General features: G+C 74.6%; 17 protein-coding genes and 1 tRNA gene. 14 read left to right on the top strand and 4 right to left on the bottom strand.

Going from position 1 to position 20,967, the window contains the following annotated elements:
• Positions 1–90: 90 nt before the first annotated feature.
• Both ACFCX4_RS02580 and ACFCX4_RS02575 read right to left on the bottom strand, forming a co-directional pair.
• Positions 91–426 carry a hypothetical protein gene (locus ACFCX4_RS02580; RefSeq protein WP_376138220.1) on the bottom strand — a complete coding sequence of 112 codons (336 nt, stop codon included), beginning with the start codon at positions 424–426 and terminating at the stop codon, positions 91–93.
• The gene (locus tag ACFCX4_RS02575) at positions 416–904 is read right to left on the bottom strand and encodes a hypothetical protein (protein ID WP_376138219.1); all 489 of its coding nucleotides are present in this window, start codon (positions 902–904) and stop codon (positions 416–418) included. The genes ACFCX4_RS02580 and ACFCX4_RS02575 overlap by 11 nt, the downstream gene beginning before the upstream one ends.
• 146 nt (positions 905–1,050) lie before the next feature.
• Between ACFCX4_RS02575 and ACFCX4_RS02570 the strand changes: the two genes are divergently transcribed.
• From ACFCX4_RS02570 to ACFCX4_RS02550, 5 genes are all read left to right on the top strand, one after another.
• The gene (locus tag ACFCX4_RS02570; RefSeq protein WP_376138217.1) at positions 1,051–1,899 is read left to right on the top strand and encodes a helix-turn-helix domain-containing protein; all 849 of its coding nucleotides are present in this window, start codon (positions 1,051–1,053) and stop codon (positions 1,897–1,899) included.
• A 13-nt stretch (positions 1,900–1,912) separates the two neighbouring features.
• Positions 1,913–2,473: a class IV adenylate cyclase gene (gene cyaB / locus ACFCX4_RS02565; protein WP_376138216.1), complete on the top strand. Its 561-nt coding sequence runs from the start codon at positions 1,913–1,915 to the stop codon at positions 2,471–2,473.
• Positions 2,474–3,594: 1,121 nt separating this feature from the next.
• Complete coding sequence (locus ACFCX4_RS02560) at positions 3,595–4,380, top strand: hypothetical protein (protein ID WP_376138215.1); 786 nt, start codon at positions 3,595–3,597, stop codon at positions 4,378–4,380.
• A gap of 149 nt (positions 4,381–4,529) precedes the next feature.
• The gene (locus ACFCX4_RS02555; RefSeq protein ID WP_376138214.1) at positions 4,530–6,128 is read left to right on the top strand and encodes a hypothetical protein; all 1,599 of its coding nucleotides are present in this window, start codon (positions 4,530–4,532) and stop codon (positions 6,126–6,128) included.
• Between the two features lie 103 nt (positions 6,129–6,231).
• Positions 6,232–6,930, top strand: coding sequence for a TIR domain-containing protein (locus ACFCX4_RS02550; RefSeq protein WP_376138213.1), 699 nt, complete (start codon positions 6,232–6,234; stop codon positions 6,928–6,930).
• 166 nt (positions 6,931–7,096) lie between these two features.
• On the opposite strand, the gene ACFCX4_RS02545 is transcribed toward ACFCX4_RS02550, so the two are convergent.
• Positions 7,097–7,933 carry a macro domain-containing protein gene (locus ACFCX4_RS02545; protein WP_376138212.1) on the bottom strand — a complete coding sequence of 279 codons (837 nt, stop codon included), beginning with the start codon at positions 7,931–7,933 and terminating at the stop codon, positions 7,097–7,099.
• A 158-nt stretch (positions 7,934–8,091) separates the two neighbouring features.
• Here ACFCX4_RS02545 and ACFCX4_RS02540 point away from each other — a divergent pair, with 158 nt between their 5' ends.
• From ACFCX4_RS02540 to ACFCX4_RS02500, 9 genes are all read left to right on the top strand, one after another.
• Positions 8,092–9,444, top strand: a complete 1,353-nt coding sequence (locus tag ACFCX4_RS02540; protein WP_376138210.1) for a macro domain-containing protein — start codon at positions 8,092–8,094, stop codon at positions 9,442–9,444.
• 369 nt (positions 9,445–9,813) lie between these two features.
• Positions 9,814–9,886 (top strand) — tRNA-Lys (locus ACFCX4_RS02535).
• 297 nt (positions 9,887–10,183) lie between these two features.
• On the top strand, positions 10,184–11,917 hold the full coding sequence (locus ACFCX4_RS02530) for an LCP family protein (RefSeq protein ID WP_376138209.1): 1,734 nt from the start codon (positions 10,184–10,186) through the stop codon (positions 11,915–11,917).
• 358 nt (positions 11,918–12,275) lie between these two features.
• Positions 12,276–13,061 carry a VOC family protein gene (locus ACFCX4_RS02525; protein ID WP_376138208.1) on the top strand — a complete coding sequence of 262 codons (786 nt, stop codon included), beginning with the start codon at positions 12,276–12,278 and terminating at the stop codon, positions 13,059–13,061.
• A gap of 91 nt (positions 13,062–13,152) precedes the next feature.
• On the top strand, positions 13,153–13,923 hold the full coding sequence (locus ACFCX4_RS02520) for an HAD family hydrolase (protein ID WP_376138207.1): 771 nt from the start codon (positions 13,153–13,155) through the stop codon (positions 13,921–13,923).
• Positions 13,920–16,349, top strand: a complete 2,430-nt coding sequence (locus ACFCX4_RS02515; RefSeq protein ID WP_376138206.1) for a glycoside hydrolase family 65 protein — start codon at positions 13,920–13,922, stop codon at positions 16,347–16,349. Before ACFCX4_RS02520 ends, ACFCX4_RS02515 begins: the two co-directional genes overlap by 4 nt.
• Before the next feature lie 144 nt (positions 16,350–16,493).
• Positions 16,494–18,206, top strand: a complete 1,713-nt coding sequence (locus ACFCX4_RS02510) for a pyruvate dehydrogenase (RefSeq protein WP_376138223.1) — start codon at positions 16,494–16,496, stop codon at positions 18,204–18,206.
• Positions 18,207–18,277: 71 nt separating this feature from the next.
• Positions 18,278–18,937, top strand: a complete 660-nt coding sequence (locus ACFCX4_RS02505) for a helix-turn-helix domain-containing protein (protein ID WP_376138205.1) — start codon at positions 18,278–18,280, stop codon at positions 18,935–18,937.
• A 32-nt stretch (positions 18,938–18,969) separates the two neighbouring features.
• Entirely contained in the window at positions 18,970–19,170 is a 201-nt protein-coding gene (locus ACFCX4_RS02500) for a DUF6126 family protein (RefSeq protein WP_376138204.1), read from the top strand.
• Between the two features lie 153 nt (positions 19,171–19,323).
• On the opposite strand, the gene ACFCX4_RS02495 is transcribed toward ACFCX4_RS02500, so the two are convergent.
• Complete coding sequence (locus tag ACFCX4_RS02495) at positions 19,324–20,940, bottom strand: PLP-dependent aminotransferase family protein (protein ID WP_376138202.1); 1,617 nt, start codon at positions 20,938–20,940, stop codon at positions 19,324–19,326.
• Positions 20,941–20,967: the final 27 nt, after the last annotated feature.

The following is a 20,967-nucleotide window of genomic DNA, read 5'->3' as shown; positions in this document are numbered from 1 at the left end:
ACCCTGACCGGCGCACGAGCCGCCGGTCAGGGTCCCTGTGTCGGGTGGTGGGCCCCTGCGGGAGGCCCGCTGCTGGCCCGAGGGTACTGGTCAGTCGTGGTCGCCGTCGGGTTCGTCGCGGGGCCGGATGCGCCGGCCGGTCGCGGCGCGGACGGCTTTGTGGCGGCGGAACTCGGCGGCCGGACCGTCGCTGTCCTCGATGGCGTAGCGGGCCAGCTCGGCCTGTTCGGCGGCGGCCTGCGCGCGGTCGGCGGCGGGCGCCGCGGGCGGCGGGCTGGACTTGCGGAAGAGCGGCATGCTCTGCTCCTGGTGGTGGTGGTGGATGGCGGAGACGACCAGCAGCACGGTGACCACCACCAGGGCGGCGACCGACACGGCGTGGGCCAGGGTGAGCGCACCGGGCCCGGGGGCGGGGTCAGGACGCATGGCCGGCCTTCCCCCGGTAGTCGCCGCGGGCCAGCTCCCTGCTGATCCAGGACTCCGCGCTCGACGCGATTCCCCACCGCAGGACACGGCCGTCCTCCTGCACCGGCAGGCCCGTCGCGGTGTCCTCCACGATCCACAAGCCGGGGTTCCGGCCTTGGCGCGGCTGCTGCACCACCCGGTACCGCTCGGCGTGCCGCTGGCGGGCGGTGAGGCCGTCACCGCGGCGCACACGGATGACGATCCGCCGGTCCGGGAGGACGACCGGGAAGTCCAGCTGACCGCCGTCGAGTGCCCCTTCGACCATCTCGGTACCTCCGGTGCCGAAGAGGAGGCGCAGGGCCGCGCGCTGCTGGTCGTCGAGATCCAGAGCCCTGACCACCTGCCAGACAGCGGTCAGCGCCGCCACCGGTGGAAGTTCGGTCGGGTCCAGGTGCTCCTCGACGCTGACAGTCCAGTCCTCACCCGCAGTCCAGCCCACGTGGTCCTCCTCCGTACCATGCCGCCGGACCGCCGGCCCGGTCCGCGATCGTGCACCGTCCCTGACGAGCTTCGGCCAACTGAGCGTCCGGGCCCATATCCGGACGGTAATCTCACGGTGGGATGGATCGTGACGACAGGACTGCCATGGGCACTGCACTCGAACCGATCAAGCTGCCGGACGCTGCATGGCAGAACAGCCAGGTACAGGCCGCCCTCCGGGAGAGAGACGTCGGGGCGGTGTTCCGGTATGTGCAGCACCACGGCGGTGTCAGCCAGGCGCGTATCGGAGCCCAGGTGGGCATGACCCAGGGGCGCGTGAACGAGATCATCAACGGCCGCCGTGAAGTCAGCCGCCTCGACGTCTTCGAGCGCATCGCGGACGGACTCAACATGCCCACCACCGCCCGACAGCAACTCGGCCTCGCTCCCCGCCGCGAGACCCGAACCCCCGGGGCCGCATTCGACCTCGCGGCGTTCCCGGAGATCGTCCGGGTCTACTCCGACCAGGCATCGGCCGCCGCCGAAATTCAGCGTTCGACCAGGGCGGCCCTGGAGATCGATGTCCTCGCCATCCGGGGGCTGGGACTTCTCGCCCTGCGTGACTCGCTGCTTCGCCCGCACCTGGATCGTGGTGCCAACACACGACCGCGGCTCCGGGTCCTCCTGCTCCACCCTGAATCGCCGGCGCTGATCCAGCGTGCGCGCGAGATCGGCGAGTCCCCGGACTCCCTCGCAAGCGGGGTCCTTCTCGCCGAAGCCCAGCTCCGTGACCTGGCCGCCGTCGGCCATGTCGAGGCCTACCGGTACCGAACTCTGCCGGTGTGGCGGACGATCCGGCTCGACAACGCCGTCTACGTCAGCGCATTCGACCGGGAGTGGGAGGGGCACCAGTCGGCAACCTATAAGGTGCTGGCCACCGTCGGCGGTCCACTGTACCGGGGCTGGCGCCGCCAGTACGAGGCCATGGTGGCCGAAGCGGAGCAGGTCATCTGACGAAGGGACGGCAATGGCGATCGAAGCCGAGCTCAAGGCCGCGGTCCGGGACCCTGAGGGGGTCCTCACCGCCCTTGAGGAGCGTTACGGCCCCGGGATCGCCGAGGTCTACCGCGACACCTACTACGACGCACCCGACGGGTCCCTGATGGACGCCGACCGAGAGTTGCGCATTCGCACCGTCCACGGCCCCGACGACACCCGCACCGTGCTGACCTACAAGGGCGCCCGTGTGGACGAAGCGTCCGGTTCCAAGCCGGAGGCGGAGACCCGGGTCGACGACGAACAGGCCGCTCACGAGATCGTTCGCGCGCTGGGGTTCGTCCCACGGATCGCGTTCGAGAAGCGGTGCCGCAACTACGGGTTCACCCAGGATGGACGGCAGTTTCTCGCCACGCTCGTCCGAGTGCCCGAGATCGACGGCGTCTTCATCGAACTGGAGACCCTGGCGCCGGAGGACGACCTCGCCCCTGCCCTCGCCGCTGTCCGCTCGGTGCTCACCTCGCTCGGCATCACGGACGAGGACCTGACGACCGAGCAGTACACCGATGCCGTGGCGGCGGCCCGTCCGTAGCTCCCCCGGCGTTCGCGCACTGCCGGCCCCGGCATGTCGGTATGGTCCCGCTCATCAGGGGGGACCATGCGCACCCGTACCACCGACCTCGCGGCGGCCTCCCTGCTCGCCGGCCTGACCGCGTGCTCCAGCTCGATGCCGAGCACCGACACGGAGGCCACCGGCACCCCGGCCGTGGCGGCGGCCGCCGGCTCGACACCGCCTGCCGCCGCGACAGAGGCCCGCCCGGGCGCCGACGCCCGCCGGGACGACGTCGGCCGCGCCTGTCTCGGCCGGTCCGGGCGGCCTCCCGCCGAAGCCCGGACACGGTCACGACGACGAAGTGCATCGCATCTCTCACGGCCATCGATCCGGAGATCGTCGGGACAAGCCGACCGGGCGCGGGCCGGGGCGGGATCGGTGCAGCTCTGTCGCCCAGTCCCCCAAGGACCGGACGAAGCTTCTGGAGCTGACCGCCCAGCGGTTCACGAGCCCGCAGCATCCGCAGGGCTTCGGCGGGGAGAAGACGGCGCGGATCCTCACCGTGGTCCGGATGATGCTCTGCCCGACGTACTGACCGGGCCCGGGCACGACGAAGCGCCCTCGCCCGCCCGGAGACGGGGCGGGCGAGGGCGTGGTGTTGCACCGGAGGAGCGGGAGGAGCGCGGCGGCGGCCGCAGCGGCGCCGGCCGCGCCGACGAGGACCTGGAGACGGCGGGGACCGGAGAGGCGAACGGCCTCCGCCTCGGCGGACTTGTGTTCGGCACTGTCGAGCCGCCGGTCGCATGCGGCAAACCGGGTGTTGTGCTGGGTCCGGGCCCACCCGGAGGGCGAGGGTGCCGGGGGCGGCGGTGATGGCGCCCCCGACGCGGGGCGCGGGAGCAGCCGGGAGGGCGTACTCCGGTGGCTCCCGTCGCATCCGTCACCGGGGCCCCGTCCGTCACCCGGTCCACCAGTGCATCGGAAGCGGATCGGAAGAGCCCCGGTTGTGGCCGCGGAAGCAAGGGGGCTGGTCGGATCGGGCGAGGGGCGGTGACCGGTCGGTCCGCGGGCCCGGGGCCTGGGCAGAACGGCCGGGGCGCGCGGCCGGACGTGCCGGGTCCCGCACCCCGATCCGCCGGTGACCGCACAGGAGGTCCGCGTTGAACGACAAGATCCCGGAGCCCTCGGCCCCGGTGGAAGCGCCGCCGATCCGGGCGCCGGGGACCCGTCCGGTCCACCGGCCGCCGTCGCTGCTGCCACCGCCCGGGAACCTCCGGACCGGGGTGCTGGCCTTCACGGGGGGATCGCTGGCGGTGCTCGTGCTGCTGCTCGGGCTCGGCGGCGGAATCTCGTTCGGGACGGACGACGGGGGCGGCTTCGACGACGGTTACCCGACCGGCTCCCGGAACGGTGGCTACGGGGTGCCGGACGAGCCGCCGCCGGTGGCGCCCACCCGGACGGTGCCCACGGCCACCCGGACGCCCTCGGCCACGCGCACGCCGTCGCCCACGGTCTCCCGGACGTCCCCGGCCTCGCCGTCGTCGTCCTGGTTCGGCTCCTCGCCCTCCGGCCCGGCGACGGCCTCCGTGACGGCCTCCGCGACGGCTTCGGCCACGGCGTCCGCGACGGCGACGGCGTCGGCCGCGTCCACCGGGACCGCCCAGCCCGACGCGGTGCTGCGCGACTACTACGCGGCGGTCAACACCGGCTCCTACCGCACGGCCTGGCTGCTCGGCGGGCGCAACCTCGCCGGTGACTACGACACCTTCGTCGCCGGCTTCAACGGGACCACCTCCACCACGGTGACCGTGCTCTCGGTCGACGGTTCCGCGGTCACCGCGACGCTGGAGGCCCGGCAGAGCGACGGCACGCTCCGGCGCTTCCGCGGCGTCTACACCGTCACCGACGGTGTCATCAGCAGGGCGACCGTCGCCCGGACGGGATGACGGTGGGCCGGCACGGGCGCGAAGGCGCCGTTCCCGGCCACCCGGGGTCCGGAGGGCGGGCCGGACCCCGGGCCGCGGCCGGACCTGTCCCCCGCCCGGGCGATCCCCGCTCCGACGATCCCCTCCACGACAGGAGCTCTGAACGACGGATGACCATCCACGGCGTCTCCCTCGCCGCGCCCCCGGGCCCGGACGGGCCCACCGATCCGCCGGGGGTGGACGCCCGCAGCCGGGCCACCCGGCTGCTCGCGGCGGGCACCTACCTCTCCCCGGACTACCGCCGCGCGGTCATCAGGGAGCTGCTGACCCACCGCGCCCGTGCGGTCGCCCCCTCGTTCGGCTACGACGCCGTGCCGGTGCTCGCGCACGCCCTCGCGGCCCGCAAGCTGCAGCGCGACTCCTGGGTGTACCTCGGGGCCGGCGCGGTCCTGCTGTTCGTGCTCGCCGGCGCCGACGTGATCGGGCGCTACTCCTTCCTCCTGCTCGCCGGCTGGCTGTGGTGGTCCGCCGACTACCTCCGGCGGGTGGCGACCCTGCACACCCTGGTCACCCGGCTCAAGGACCGCGGGCCGAACGGCGGGGCGGCCGGGGGGTTCGACGGCGGCCGTCCGTCGTCCCCCCTCCTCGACGACGCGCTCGTCGGGAAGATCGACGGGGAGCAGTCGGCCCGGGACGGCCTCGCCTACTTCGGCGGCTACCGGCCGTTCGTCGGCGCGGGCACCCGGCTGCGCCGGTGGTCGAACGCGCAACTGCTGCTAGGGGAGCCGGAGGAGGGGAACGACGCGGCGGATCTGGTCGCCCGGATCCTCGGCCGGACGGAACCCGACCCGGACCCCCGCCGGGCCGGGGAGCCCGCGGGCCCGGTCGTCACCGGGCGCCGGCCCGTCGTGCCGTTCGACGTCGCGGAGCTGGCCGAGTTCGTCCAGCTCCACCTCACCGCCGAACTGCGGGACCGGGCACGGGAGTCCGAGCGGATCGAGACGCTCACCGTGGAGCGCCGCAGCTACGCCAGGGCGGTCACCGTGCACGACCGGTCCGCCGGGCAGGGCTGGAGCCCGCTGCCCGCGATCGGTGCCGACGGCGGCGAGCACTGGGCGGAGGGCTACGGGGCGTCCCGGGAGTACCTGTGCGCCCGGATCGGCTCCTGGGAGGAGGAGCTGGTCACCTCCTTGTTCGTCGGCTTCGACATCCGCGGCAACACCCTGCACACCGAGTTCCACAGCCATGTGCTGACCCCGGTGATCTCCGAGTTCCACCTGGTCGACCGGCTGCCGGAGCGGCTGGACGGGCGGCTGCTGCTGTGGGCGGCCCGGGACTCCCTGCGGCACGTGCTGGGCCGCTCCTGGCGGTTCCTGCTGCCGCTGGGCCCGCTGCTGGCGGGGCTCGCCCGGCTCCGCCGGCACTACCGGGAGGGCCGGCGCTTCGAGGTCGAGCTCGTCACGGTCGCGGACCGCAGCGAGTTCCGCCTCGGCCGGTACGCGACGCTCGCGGTGAACCGCGGCGCCCGCACCAGCATCCGCGAGCTGGCCTGCAGCGACTCCTACCACCACTACTTCCAGGAGTCGGACGCCGACAAGTACACCCGGATCGTGGAGCGCCGGCTGCTGCACCTCGTCGAGCGCTTCCTGCGCGAGCACCAGGTCGACCTGGCGGACCACCGGCGCAACCAGACCACCGTCCTGACCGGCAACCACTTCGGCACCGGTGACATCGACCTCTCGCGCGACAAGCGGGTCGACGGCAAGTGACCTCCCGCGGAGGCGACCGGCGGGACGGCCACGCCCACGACGGACACCACGAGCACGAGCACGAGTACGAGCACGAAGACCGAGGACAAGGACACCCGACCCCATGACGGACCAGGAAGCGGGCCGCGGCGCGACCCTCTACGGAAACCACTTCGGCAACGGGAACATCGATCTCTCCACCGGCAAGACCGTCCACCGCGGCGCCGACCGGGCCGCCGCGCGGGAGACGGAGGCGCGGCCCCAGGCCGGGCCCGAGCGGAACCGCAACGTCTTCGTGGTCCACGGCCGCGACGAGCAGGTCCGGCGGGAGATGTTCGGCCTGCTGCGCAGGCTGGGACTCAACCCCCTGGAATGGGAGCACCTGGTCGGGGCGACCGGCCTGGCCTCCCCGTTCATCGGCGAGGTGGTGGCCCACGCGCCCTCGGTGGCCGGGGCCGCGCTCGTGCTGCTCACCCCGGACGACGTCGCCGTGCTCCACGACGACCTGAAGGGGTCCGCCGAGCCGGCGCACGAGCGGGTCCCGCACGGTCAGCCGCGCCAGAACGTGCTGATCGAACTGGGGATGGTGCTGATGGCCTATCCGGAGCGCACCGTGATCGTCGAGTTCGGGGACATCCGGCCGGCCTCCGACCTGGCGGGCCGCAACGTGATCCGGTTCAGCGGGGAGGGGAACCCCGTCCTCGCGCTGCGGAGGGTGGCCCAGCGGCTGGAGGTGGCCGGCTGTCCGGTGGACGACCGGGGCAACGACTGGCTGGACACCGAGCCGTTCCTGGGCCTCGGGGCCTACGGCCGCAGGGGCTGACCGGGCTCCGGAGCGACCGGCCTGCTTACCGACCGACCGGCCCGGCCGCGGTGGCGCACCGCGGCCGGGCTTCGCCGTCCCCGGCCGCCGGCCGTTCCCCCGCCCCGCCGTTCGGCCCCCTGCGCCCTGCCCCGCAGCCCCGCGACCTCCCGCCCGGCCGCCGCCGTCACCGGCCGGCCAGGCCCTCCGCCATGCTCCGCAGGAAGGCCCGGACCTCGGGCACGGAGACCCTCGCGAGGTCCGCCGGACGCAGGACGACCCGCAGTTCCCGGCAGACCGCGCCCTCCCGGGACCGGGCGACGAACGACATCAGGATCAGTCGCAGCAGACTGTCCTGGTCCAGGTAGTCCATCCTGGCCAGCCCGGACCCCACCAGCGGCATCGCCACGGAGTCGGTCCTGGCCCGCCGCCCGACGGCGTCCCAGAGCCGGTTGAGGCCGAACCAGAGGTCCTCCACGCCGGAGGACGCCACCAGGTCCGGGCCGAGCCGGCTGTACGCGGTGGCGAAGACCAGCCGGGGCGGGGCGCCGAGGACGGCCACGGTGCCGAGCGGGTAGCGGTCGAGCTTGCCGAGCGGCTTGTCCGCCCGGAGATCCCGGGACCGCGGGGCGACCGCGGCCAGGGCGGCGGCGAGTGCGGCGTCCAGCCGGCCGAGGTCCCCGTCGTAGCGCCGCCGCAGCAACTGGGCCTGCACGCTGCCCCCGTGGATCAGCCGACCGTCCGCCGGGTCGGTGTCGAAGGTGTCGCAGAAGCCGACCACCAGGTGCCCCGGGGCGGCGAAGAGGTCACCGGCCTCCACCACCACGGTGGTGTCGGGCCGCCGGAACTCCTGGCGCACCACCGGGACCGGCCGCGCCCGGTACGCGCCCCAGAGCAGGCAGGCCCCGGCCGAGCCCGCGGTCACCCAGCCGGGCGCGGGCAGTCCGTGGGGGAAGAGCGGTCCGGCGAGCTGGCCCGCGACCGCCACCGCGCCGAAGGCGGCCGCGGTGTCCCGCAGGAACACGGAAGCGGTACGTCCGGAGCCCCGCGGAACTCCCGGCAGCCGGCGGATCATACGACACGCCGATCATCAACAGGCTTGCCGTGCAAGGTGGTTGCTATCCTGCTCGGTGCTTCGAGGGCGGCGGCTCCCGGCCGGGGCCGGGGCAGGTGGGGGTTCCGATGACGGGTGTCCGGGTGAGCGTGCTGGGACCGGTGCGGGTGGAGTCCGACGGGACTCCGGTCCGGCTCACCCCGCTGACCAGGCGGTTGCTGGTCCGGCTGGTGGCGGCGGACGGCGAGGCGGTGCCGGTCCACCGGCTGCGCCGGGACGTCTGGGGCCGGCAGGCCGATCTCCCGGGGCAGGGCGCGCGGGGCCGCAACGAGGTGCACAAGAGGGTGGTCGAACTGCGGCGCGCGTTCGGCGGGGGCGACCCGGTCTCCGGCGCGCGGCTGCTGCGCACCGAGCAGCTGTCGACCGCCCGCGGCTCGGAGACCGCCTACCGGCTCAGCCTCGCGCCGGCCGAGCTGGACTGCGCCCGCTTCACCGAACTGGTCAACGACTCCTTCCGGGTCGGCCCCGCGATGGCGGCCTGGCGCCTGGAGGAGGCGCTCGGCATGGTCCGGGGCAGACCGCTGGCCGAGGCGGCCGGCGAGGAGTTCGCCGAACCGCTGATCCGCCGGCTGACCGGCCTCCAGGACACCGCCCGCCGCGAGCTGATCTCCTGCCGGGTCAGGCTCGGCCGGCCGGAACTCGCGCTGCCGGTCGCCGAGGAGGCGGTCCGGGAGCGGCCGGACGACCCCTCCTGGGCCTCCGAACTCGGCCGGCTGCGCACCAGGCTGCGCGGCAGCTGGGACGACGAACTGCTCCGCGCCGCGCTGCCCGGCGGGGCGGTCGAGGTCGTGGTGGTCTGCGGCGACCTCTTCGACCAGGAGGACGCCAACCTGGTGGCGGGCTTCACCGACACCTTCGACACCGAGATCGACCAGGACGTCGTGATCAGCCGGTCGAGCATCCAGGGGCAGCTCGTGGAACGGCTGTTCGGCGGCCGCAGCGAGCGGCTGGACGCCGAGCTGGAGCGGGCCCTGCGGCCGGTGCCGGTGGTCGAGCGGGAGCGGAGCCGGGACAAGCCCCGCGGGCGCCGGCTGCGCTACCCGATCGGGACGGCGGTGGCGGTGCCGCACGGCCGCCGGCAGGTCTTCGCCACCGCGTACTCGCGGCTGGGCAACGACATGGTGGCCCGCTCGCGTCCGGAACACCTCGCGCTGGCCCTCGAACGGCTCTGGCCGGTGGTCGCCCTGCACGGGCGGTACCGCCCGGTCGCGGTGCCGATGCTCGGCTCCGGCCTCGCGCGGATCGTGGACCTCGACCGGGGCCGGCTCGCCCGGATGATCGTGGAGTCCTTCGTCCGGGCCTGCCTGGACGGCACCCCGGTCGCGCCCGAGCTGCGGCTCGTGGTGCACCCGGACGACCTGCGCCGCACGGACCTGCTGGAGCTGGAGCGCTTCCTGCGGGCCCCGTACGGGCGGGACTGACGGCCGGGTCGGCGCGGCGGTGCTCCGCGGCCCGTTCCTGCGCATCCGGCCCCTCCCGCCGTGCTGGTGGGCGGAGCGGACCGTGCCGTCCCCCGCGTGGACCACGGTCCGCCCGCCTCCGGGTGCCAGCACAGCAGTCCGGCCGCTTCCGGGGATAGACGCCGCCGCTTCCGGCCCTCTTCCGGCCGGGGTCCGTCGCGGTCGCCGCCCCGGCCACCGCCCGGCGGCCGGAAGCACCGGGCCGGCGGAAGCACCGGGCCGGCCGAGTCACCGGCCGGCCGGACCCGCCGGACCCGCCGGGCGGCCTGCCCGAGGGGTGGTATTCGGCGCCGCCGGGCGGTCCGGGTCTGGCATGATGTCCACGGTGCAGGGGTGCTAGCTCAATGGGTAGAGCAGCGGACTTTTAATCCGTAGGTTCAGGGTTCGAGCCCCTGGCGCCCCACCGACACGAAGGCCCGGGCCGGACGACTCCGCCCCGGGCCTTCGCCGTCCGCGGCCCGGCCGGGCAGGCCGTGGGAGGCTGTCGGCCGCTTGCGGATCGAATCGATCAGGTCAGCCGTTTGTATGATCCAAAGCGGGTCCTTCGGGGGCAGAGTGGATCCGTTCTGGGGGTAGGTGAGGGCGTTCATCCGTTCTTGCGACCGTCGTACGTGCAACCCGGAGGCGGTTCCGACCGTCTTCCTGAGTGCAGTGCGACCGGCCGCAGGGGGCTCGGCGTCCGGCGGTGAAAGGTTCACGCATGTCAGCTCAGCGGGGCGATGGCACGGTGCGCGGTGACGGCGCGTCCGATGCGGCCACGGCCGGCGGCACGGTGCCTCCACCACGTCCGGGCGGCCGCGCCGAGGCCCGCCGGGCCGCCCAGGGCAAGCCCGGGGCGGCGGCACCGGCCTCCGGCGGCCGTGCCGCGGCCCGGGCGGCGGCCCGCAAGCCGAAGCGGAGCGCCAAGAAGATCGTCGCCTGGTCGGCCGCCGGGGTGCTCGTCCTGCTGGCGGGCACCGGCGGCGCGATCTACTTCAAGCTCAACGGCAACATCAAGACCATCGACTCGGACGCGTTCAGCAAGGACCGCCCGCCGGAGGCGCAGGCCGACGCCAACGGCAACAAGCCGGTGAACATCCTGCTCATCGGCTCCGACAGCCGCGGCGGCAACAACTCCGACCTGGGCGGCGGCGACGCCGAGGGCGCCCGTTCGGACACCACGATCCTGCTGCACGTCTACGCGGACCACAAGAACGCGATCGGCGTCTCGATACCCCGCAACGCCCTGGTGACCATCCCCGCCTGCAAGAAGCCGGACGGGAAGTGGTCCAAGGAGGTCAAGGGCGAGGGCGTCATCTTCAACGCCGCCTTCTCCACCGGGGATTCGCCGGACGGCAACCCGGCCTGCACCCAGAACACGGTGGAGAAGCTCACCGGCATCCGGGTCGACCACACCATGGTGGTGGACTTCTCGGGCTTCGCGGCGATGACCAAGGCGGTCGGGGGCGTCGAGGTGTGCCTGCCCAAGGAGATCTACCAGAGGGACCTCAACGAGAAGCTGCCCACCAAGGGCTCGCTCGTCCTGAAACAGGGTCTGCAGAAGGTGGAGGGCCAGCAGGCCCTGGACTACGTCCGGCTGCGGCACGGCATCGGCGACGGCTCGGACATCGGCCGGATGAAGCGTCAGCAGGCGTTCATGAGCTCGATGATCAGCACGGTCAAGAAGAAGGGCCTGGAGCCCACCACCCTGCTCCCGCTCGCCGACGCCGCCACCAAGTCGCTGCGGGTCGACGAGGGGCTGAACACCGTCGACAAGCTGATGTCCTTCGCGCTGTCGCTGAAGAACATCGACCTGCACGACCTCAAGTTCGTGACCCCGCCCTGGCGCTACCACGGCGCCAACCTGGACCTGGTGAAGCCGGACGCGGACCGGCTCTGGGAGGCCATCCGGGCCGACCGCACCCTGGACGGCAAGGACGCCACCGGGGAACAGCCCGCGGAGACCGCCCCGTCGGCCGGCCCGCCGACCGCCCCGGCCGGCGCCGTCGCACCGGCGTCCAACACCACCTCCCCGCTCGCGAGCCCCACCGCGAACCGGAACGTCAAGGTGTCGGTCCTCAACGGCACCAGCGCCAGCGGGATGGCGGCCAAGGCGACCGAACAGCTCAAGGAGGCCAAGTACACGGCCACCGCGGTCGGCCCGGCGAAGAACCTCAAGTACACGACCACGATGGTCGAGTACGGCGCGGGTCAGAAGGCGAACGCCGAGAAGGTCGCCGAGCTGTTCCCCGGCGCGGTCGTCGAGGCCGGTACCTCGGCGGGCATCACCGTCATCGTCGGCAAGGACTTCGCGGCGGCCAACGGGGGAGCGGCCGGGGCGAGCGCCTCCGGCAGCACCCCGGCCACCCCGGCCGCACCCGCCCCGCTGCCGTCCTCGGTCACCGAGGACGCCCGCTCGGCCGACGACGACATCTGCCAGAAGACCGTCTACTGACCGGTCCGGGAGCGGGTCGCCGGGCTCCGGGGCGCGCCGCCCCCGGGCCCGTGCCATGGTGGGCCTGTCGGACATCCGTCGCGGCCGCCCGGGCCTGGCGCCGGGCCGCGGACCCGGAGCCGGACGCCCGGGGGAGCCGCGGGCCCGAAGGGCGGAACCCGTGGCCGGGGCCGGCCCGGAGCCCGGCACCGCCGCGCCCCGCGCCGTCGTCCCGGCCGCGCCGGCCACCGCCGTCCGGTGGCGGGATCGCGCAGGCGCGGCGATCGTGGGCGGTGTACGGCCGTCCGGCCGCGCGGCCGGACGGGCCCGTGGCCCCGGCCGCCCGTCCGGCGGAGGACCATCGCTTGGAGGCCCAGGAATGCCCGTAGTCACCGCACCGTACAAGCCCGGCACCCCGTGCTGGGTGGACCTGATGGCGAGCGACCAGCAGGCCGCCCTCGACTTCTACCGCGACCTGTTCGGCTGGCAGGGCGAGGTCGGCCCGCCGGAGTTCGGCGGCTACGCCGTGTGCTCGCTCAACGGCAGGCCGGTCGCCGGGGTCATGGCCCGTTCCGCCCCGGAGGGGCAGCCGCTGCCCGAGGTCTCCTGGACCACCTACCTCGCCGCCGACGACGCCGACGCCGCCTCGCGGGCCATCGCGGACGCCGGCGGCACCATCCTCCTCCCGGTGATGGAGGTCGGCGACACCGGCCGGATGCTGGTCGCCGCCGACCCCACCGGTGCGGTCTTCGGGGTCTGGCAGAAGCTGGAGTTCATCGGCGCCGGCATCGTCAACGAGCCCGGCGCGCTGGTCTGGAACGAGCTCAACACCACCGACACCGACGCGGCCGGCCGGTTCTACCGGGAGGCGCTCGGGCTGCGTCCGGGGACCATCCAGGGCATGGACGGCTTCTACTCGCTCAACGTCGGCGACCACACGGTGGGCGGCATGCAGCCGGTCGCCGGCTACCTCGACCCGGGTACCCCCTCGCACTGGATGACCTACTTCTCGGTGGACGACACCGACTCGACGGTGGACGCCCTGGTGAAGGCGGGCGGCTCCGTGCTCCAGCCGCCGTTCGACATGCAGGCCGGGCGGATGGCGGTGGTGCGCGACCCGCAGGGCGCGGTGTTCGCCGTCACCTCCACCCCGGACTCCCCCTGAGCTCCCCCTCGCCCCCGACGAGCCGCCCGTTCCCGCGACGCGCCGCCGGGAATGGGCGGCACGGCGCGCGCGGACGGGAGAGACTGCACCCATGCTGGGGCTACCGGACGACATCCGCGCTTTCCTCTTCGACCTCGACGGGGTGCTCACCCAGACCGCCACGGTGCACGCCGCGGCCTGGAAGGACACCTTCGACGCGTTCCTGCGCGCCGAATCGGCCCGCACCGGCGGGCCGTTCACTCCCTTCGACGCCGTCGCCGACTACGACACCTTCGTGGACGGGCGGCCGAGACTCGACGGCACCCGCGCCTTCCTGCACAGCCGGGGGATCGACCTGCCCGAGGGCACCGACACCGACCCGCCGGGCACCCGCACCGTGCACGGCATCGGCCGCGCCAAGAACGACGCCGTGCTCCTGATGATCCGCGAGCAGGGCGTCGCCCCCTACGAGGGCTCGGTCGCCTACGTGCGCCGGCTGCGCGCGCTCGGCCTGCCCGCCGCCGTCGTCTCGTCCAGCGCCAACTGTCGGGACGTGCTGCGCGCGGCGGGCATCGAGGGCTACTTCGACGTGATCGTGGACGGTCTCGTCGCCCGCCGCGAGGGCCTGCCGGGCAAGCCCGCGCCGGACACCTACCTGGCCGCCGCCCGGGCGCTGGGGGTGGAGCCCGCGCACGCCGCCGTCTTCGAGGACGCGCTGGCCGGGGTCGCCTCCGGCCGGGCCGGCGGCTTCGGCGCGGTGGTCGGCGTGGACCGCACCGGCCAGGCCGCCGAACTGCGCCGCGACGGCGCCACCGTGGTCGTCCGCGACCTCGCCGAGCTGATCCCCGACCACCCCGCCAAGCCCGAGGAGACACCGGCATGACCGGCCAGGAGCGCCAGGAGCGGTCCGAGCAGCCCTTCGTCGTCGACCCGTGGCAGATCGCCGAACAGGGCCTCGACCTCACCTCCCTGGCCCGCGCCGAGTCCGTCTTCGCGCTCTCCAACGGCCACATCGGCCTGCGCGCCAACCTCGACGAGGGCGAGCCGCACGGCCTGCCCGGCACCTACCTCAACGGCGTCTTCGAACTGCGCCCGCTGCCGTACGGCGAGGGCGGCTACGGCTACCCGGAGTCCAGCCAGAGCGTCATCAACGTGACCAACGGCAAGATCATCCGGCTGCTGGTCGACGACGAGCCCTTCGACCTGCGCTACGGCGAACTCCTCGACCACCGCCGCTGGCTGGACTTCCGCGACGGCCTGCTGCGGCGCTCCGCCGAGTGGACCTCGCCGGCCGGGCGGACCATCCGGGTCGAGTCCACCCGCCTGGTCTCGCTCACCCAGCGCGCGGTCGCCGCCGTCGAGTACACCGTGGAGGCGGTCGACGGCCCGGTGCGGATCGTGCTGCAGAGCGAGCTGGTCGCCAACGAGCAGCTGCCCGGCGGCCCCGAGGGCGACCCGCGGGCCGCCGCCGTGCTGGAGGCGCCGCTGCTCACCGAGGCGCACCACGCGAGCGGCACCAAGGCGGTGCTGGTCCACCGCACCCGGTACAGCGGCATCCGGGTCGCGGCCGGCATGGACCACCTGATCGAGGGCCCGGAGCGGCTGGACACCGTCGCCGAGGCGGAGGCCGACCACTGCCGGATCAGCGTCACGACGGTGCTGCGCCCCGGCGAGCGGCTGCGGCTGGTGAAGTTCATGGCCTACGGCTGGTCGGCGACCCGCTCGCTGCCGGCCGTCCGGGACCAGGTGGAGGCCGCGCTGACCGCCGCCCGGTACACCGGCTGGGACGGTCTGGTCGCCGAACAGGCCGAGTTCCTCAAGGAGTTCTGGGACACCAGCGACGTCGAGATCGAGGGCGACGTCGAACTCCAGCAGGCCGTCCGGTTCGCCGTCTTCCACGTGCTCCAGGCCGGCGCCCGCAGCGAGGAGCGTGCCATCCCCGCCAAGGGGCTGACCGGCCCCGGCTACGACGGCCACAGCTTCTGGGACACCGAGACCTTCGTCCTGCCGGTGCTCACCTACTGCCTGCCCGCGGCCGTCAACCAGGCGCTGCGCTGGCGGCACACCACCCTGCCGCTGGCCCGCGACCGGGCCGTCCAGCTCGGCCTGGCCGGCGCGGTGTTCCCCTGGCGGACGATCCGCGGCGAGGAGTGCTCCGGCTACTGGCCGGCCGGGACCGCCGCCTTCCACATCGGCGCCGACATCGCGGCCGCCGCGGCCCGCTACGTCCGGGCCACCGGGGACGCCGACTTCGAGCGCGAGTACGGCCTCGAACTGCTCGTCGAGACGGCCCGGATGTGGCGTTCGCTCGGCCACCACGACGCGGCCGGCCGGTTCCGCATCGAGGGCGTCACCGGCCCGGACGAGTACAGCGCCGTCGCGGACAACAACGTCTTCACCAACCTCATGGCGCAGACCAACCTGCGGGCCGCCGCCGAGGCCGCCGCCCGCCACCCGCGCGAGGCCGCCGCGCTGGGCGTCGACACCGAGGAGACCGCCGCCTGGCGGGACGCCGCCGCCGCGATGTTCATCCCGTACGACGAGAATCTCGGTGTCCACCCGCAGGCCGACGGCTTCACCGACCACCAGGTCTGGGACTTCGAGAACACCCCGGCGGAGAACTACCCGCTGCTGCTGCACTACCCGTACTTCGACCTGTACCGGAAGCAGGTGGTCAAGCAGGCCGACCTGGTGCTCGCCATGCAGGTCCGCGGCGACGCGTTCACCGACGAGCAGAAGGTCCGCAACTTCGCCTACTACGAGCGGCTGACCGTCCGCGACTCCTCACTCTCCGCGTGCACCCAGGCGGTGATCGCCGCCGAGGTCGGCCAGCTCGACCTCGCCTACGACTACACCGCCGAGGCCGCGCTGATGGACCTCCACGACCTCGGCGGCAACACCCGCGACGGCCTGCACATGGCCTCGCTCGCCGGGGCCTGCATCGCGCTGGTGGCCGGCTTCGGCGGACTCCGCGACCACGGCGAGACGCTCTGGTTCCGGCCCCGGCTGCCCTCCGGGCTGACCCGGCTCTGCTTCTCGCTGATGGTCCGCGGACAGCTGCTGGGCGTGCGGATCGACCACGAGGAGACCACCTACACGCTGCGCCGCGGCGAGGTGATCCACCTGCGGCACGACGGCGAGGCGGTGCAGGTGAAGGCGGGCCGCCCGGTCACCCTGCCGACCACCACCCCGCCCGGCCAGGAACGCTGCAGCCAGCCCCCCGGGCGGGCGCCCGCCCGGCGCCAGCCCCAGGCGGGTCTGGCCACCGGCCGGATCAGCCCCGGTCCCGACCACCTCGCCGCGGAGTAGCGGCCCGGGAGGGGCACCCCGGGTCCGGGGTGCCCCTCACCCGGGCGGCCCACCCCGGGTGCGGGCGCGCCCCGCCCGGCGGACGGTTCTGGTGTCGTGCGTCCCCGACGTCAGGAGATCCCCGTGGTGACCGTGGCCGAGCAGATGGTGGCGGTGCTCCGCCAGGCCGGAGTGGAGCGGGTGTACGGCGTGGTCGGCGACAGCCTCAACCCCGTCGTCGACGCCATCCGCCGCTCGGACGGCATCTCCTGGGTGCACGTCCGCAACGAGGAGGCCGGTGCCTTCGCGGCCGCCGCCGAGGCCGAGCTGACCGGCCGCCTCGCGGTCTGCGCGGGCTCCTGCGGCCCCGGCAACACCCACCTGGTCCAGGGCCTCTACGACGCCCAGCGCAGCGGGGTGCCCGTCCTCGCCCTCGCCTCGCACATCCCCTCCGGGCAGATCGGCACCGGCTTCTTCCAGGAGACCCACCCCGAGCGGGTCTTCACCGACTGCAGCGGCTGGTGCGAGATGCTCTCCACCCCCGGCCAGCTGCCCCGCCTCCTGCGGGTGGCGATCCAGCACGCGCTCGGCGCCCACGGTGTCTCGGTGCTGGCCTTCCCCGGCGACGTCGCGGCGCTCTCCGCCGCCAACCCGACCGGCACCAGCCACTTCCTCACCGAACAGGCCGTCGCCGCCCCGCCCTGGTCCCAGGTGCAGGAGCTCGCCCGGCTGCTGAACGCCGCGCGCAAGGTGGCCCTGTTCTGCGGCGCGGGCGTGCGGGGGGCGCACGCCGAGGTGATGGAGGCCGCGGGCGCCCTGCACGCGCCGGTCGGACACTCGCTGCGGGGCAAGGAGTGGATCCAGTTCGACAACCCGTACGACGTCGGGATGAGCGGTCTGCTCGGCTACGGCGCGTGCCACGAGGCGCTGCACTCCGCCGACCTGGTCGTGCTGCTCGGCACCGACTTCCCCTACGACTCCTTCCTGCCGCAGGTCCGCACCGTCCAGGTGGACCACGACGCCACCCGGCTCGGCCGGCGCACCGCCCTCGACCTCGCGGTGCACGGGGACGTCTCGGCCACCCTGCGGGCCGTGCTGCCGCTGCTGGAACCCAAGCGCGACCGGTCCTTCCTCGACGACATGCTGCGCCGCCACTGCCGCTCGCTGGAGGACGTGGTCGGCGCCTACACCCGGGACATCGGGAAGCACCTGCCGATCCACCCCGAGTACGTGGCCTCGGTGCTGGACGAGGTGGCCGCCGACGACGCGGTGTTCACCGTCGACACCGGCATGAACAACGTCTGGGCCGCCCGGTACCTCCAGCCCAACGGCCGCCGCCGGGTGATCGGCTCCTTCCTGCACGGCTCGATGGCCAACGCGCTGCCGCACGCGATCGGCGCCCAGCTCGCCTTCCCCGGGCGGCAGGTGGTGGCGATGGCGGGCGACGGCGGGCTCTCGATGCTGCTCGGCGAGCTGCTCACGGTGGTCCGGCACCGGCTGCCGGTGAAGACGGTGGTCTTCAACAACGGCGCGCTCGGCATGATCAAGCTGGAGATGCTGGTCTCCGGCTACCCGGAGTCCGAGATCGACAACGGCGACGTCGACTACGCCGGGATCGCCCGCGCGATGGGCATCCCGGCGAAGCGGGTCACCGAGCCGGACCGGGTCCGGGAGGTGCTGGCGGAGGCGCTGGAGCGACCGGGCCCGGCCCTGGTGGACGTGGTCACCGACCCGAACGCGCTCTCCATCCCGCCGCACATCACCGCGGCCCAGCTGAAGGGCTTCGCGCTGGCCGCCGGCCGGACGGTGCTCTCCGGCGGGGTCGGGCGGATGATCGACCTGGCCCGGTCCAACCTCCGGAACATTCCCCGTCCGTGACGGACCCCGGCGGGCTTTGCCTCTGAGGCAAGAAAATTGCCCAGGCGGCACAGGAGGTGTCCACTGGACACATGACCACCAGCCCCGCCGGTCCTCCCGAGGCGCCCGCCGTGTCCGCCGTCCCCGTCGACGAGCACGAGACGCCCGAGGTGGCCGGCCTCGCCGCGAGGCTGCGCGAGCACCGGCTCAGCAGCCGCCTCACCCTGGAGGTCGCCGCCGCCCGGGTCGGTCTCTCCCCAGCCTACTTGTCCCGGCTGGAGACCGGACGCCGGCAGCCCTCGCTGCCCGTCCTGCTGGGTCTCGCCCGCGCGTACGGCACCTCCGTCTCCGGTCTGCTCGGCGAGACCTCCACCGAGTCGGACCCGGTGGTGCGCGGCGGCGCGATCGAGCCCGGCCGGGCCGGCGGCTGGGGCTACCGGCGGGCCGGCGCCCCCGGCCGGGCGATGCAGGCGCTGCGCGTGCACGTCCCCCCGGGCGTGCAGGACGCCGTGGTCCGCGTCCACCCGGGCGAGGAGTGGCTGTACGTCCTCCAGGGCCGGCTGAAGCTGACCCTCGGTGACCGCGTCCACCTGCTGGAGGAGGGCGACTCCGCCCACTTCGACTCGCTCACCCCGCACTGCATCGCCGCCGACTCCTCGTCCGGGGTCGAGCTGCTCTTCATGCACACCCTGCTGCAGAGCCCCGGCGGTGAGCTCTGTCTCGGCGGCGGTCCCACCGCCCCGCACCACTGACCCGACGTCAGGAAACCCGGAGGAGATCACCGATGGCCGATCCCACCACCACCCCCGCCGCGGCCGCCCTGCCCGCCCCGGACACCAGGGCCGACGGCGCCCCGAAGACCATGGACGCGGGCAAGTGGGCCAACCGCCGCGTCTACCACCGCCTGGTGATCTACACCGTCGGGATCCACGCCTTCGCCGGCTTCATCATGCTCCTGTTCGAGCTGGGAACCCGCAACAAGTAGCCCGCGCGGCAGGCCGGTTCACCGGATGAGCCACCCGCCGGGTCCGGTGTCCCGGCCTCCGGGCCGCCCCCGTCCCCCGCCCCGGCCCCGGCCGGCTCCGGCGGGGGCGCCCCGGCGTGCGCGGGCCGGTGCCGCGGGTGCCCGCGCGGCCCCTCACGCCTCGCGGAGCAGCTCGCACAGGGCGTCGAGGGCGGCCGGGAAGGCGTGCTCGGGCGGGGTGGCGTGGCCGACGACCAGGGCCGGCGGGGCGTCCGGCGCGAGGGCGGGGTCGGCGAGGTACCAGCCGAGACTGCTGAGCACCAGGCCCCCGGCGCGGGCGCGCGCCACCAGCTCCGCCTCCGGGCGGGAGCCGGGCGGCAGCTGCAGGACGGCGTGCAGCCCCGCGGCGATCCCGGTGACCCGCACGTGCGGGGCCCGCTCGGCGAGCGCCGCGACCAGGAGGTCCCGGCGCCGCCGGTAGTGCAGCCGGCAGCGCCGGACGTGCCGGTCGTAGCGGCCCGAGTCGATCAGTTCGGCGAAGGTGAGCTGGTCGATCACCGGGCCGGTGGTGTCCGCCAGTGCCCTGAACCGGGCGACCGGCTCGACCAGGCCGTCGGGCAGCGCCAGCCAGGCCAGCCGCAGCCCGGGCGCCAGGCTCTTGGCGGCGGTGCCGCCGTAGACCACGCGGTCCGGGTCGAGCGCCTGCATCGCGCCGAGCGGCTGCCGGTCGTAGCGGAACTCGCCGTCGTAGTCGTCCTCGATCACGTACCCGTCGTGCGCGCGGGCCCAGCGGACGGCCGCCGCCCGGCGGTCGGCGGCCAGCGCGGCGCCGGTCGGGAACTGGTGCGCGGGGGTGAGCAGCACCGCGCCCGGCCGCCGGTCCGCCCGCGCACCCGCCCCCGTCCGTCCGCCCGCGCGCTCCGCCGACAGACCGTCCAGCAGGTCGGTCCGCGCCCCGGAGCCGTCCAGCGGCAGCGGTACGAGGCCCAGCCCGGCGGCCCGCAGGGTGTCCCGCTGCGGCGGCAGCCCGTACGCCTCGACGGCCACCGCGCCCGTGCCGCGTTCGCGCAGCGCGGCGGCCAGCAGGCCCAGCCCCTGCCGGAGGCCGGCGCAGATCAGCAGCCGCTCCGGGTCGGTCCGCACGCCCCGGACCCTGGCCAGGTAGTCGGCGAGCGCCCGGCGCAGCTCGATCCGACCCAGCGGCGAGCCGTAGTCGAAGGCCTCGTGCGGGGCGACGGCCAGCGCCCGGCGGGCACTGGCCAGCCAGGCGCTGCGCGGGAACAGCGAGAGGTCCGGCCGCCCGGCGAGCAGGTCGTGCCGCCCGGTGGGGCGCAGTCCGGCCCGCACCTCGACGGTCCGGCCGGCGGGCCGGGGCGCGGCCCGCTCGGCGACCGTCGTGCCGGAGCCCTGCCGCGAGGAGAGCCAGCCCTCGGCGGTCAGCTGCCCGTAGACCTCGACCACGGTGTTGCGGGCGATCCCGAGGTCCTGGCCGAGCGCCCGGGAGGACGGCAGCCGGGTGCCGGGCGCGAGCCGCCCGTCCTGGACCGCCTCGCGCAGCGCGTCCTCCAGGGCGGCGCGCAGCCCGGCCCCGGCGGCCCGCCGCCCGCCGAGGTCGAGGTGCAGGTCGCCGCCGAACGCCGTCCAGGCCGCCGCCGCGGGGGCACCGCCGTCGGCGGCCCGTGAGCTGCCCGAACCGTCCCGCGAGCGGTCCCGGGGGGCGCTCCGGGAGGTGCCGGGAGCGCTCCGGGGGGCGCTCGGCGCGGTGCCGGGGGTCGTTCGGGAGCGGCTCATGCCGGGATTATCCCCGGCACCCCCGCG

The organism is Kitasatospora sp. NPDC056327, assembly GCF_042261735.1.
In the GTDB taxonomy this organism is placed as follows: Bacteria; Actinomycetota; Actinomycetes; order Streptomycetales; family Streptomycetaceae; genus Kitasatospora.
This window is presented reverse-complemented; position numbering and strand designations above follow the sequence as displayed.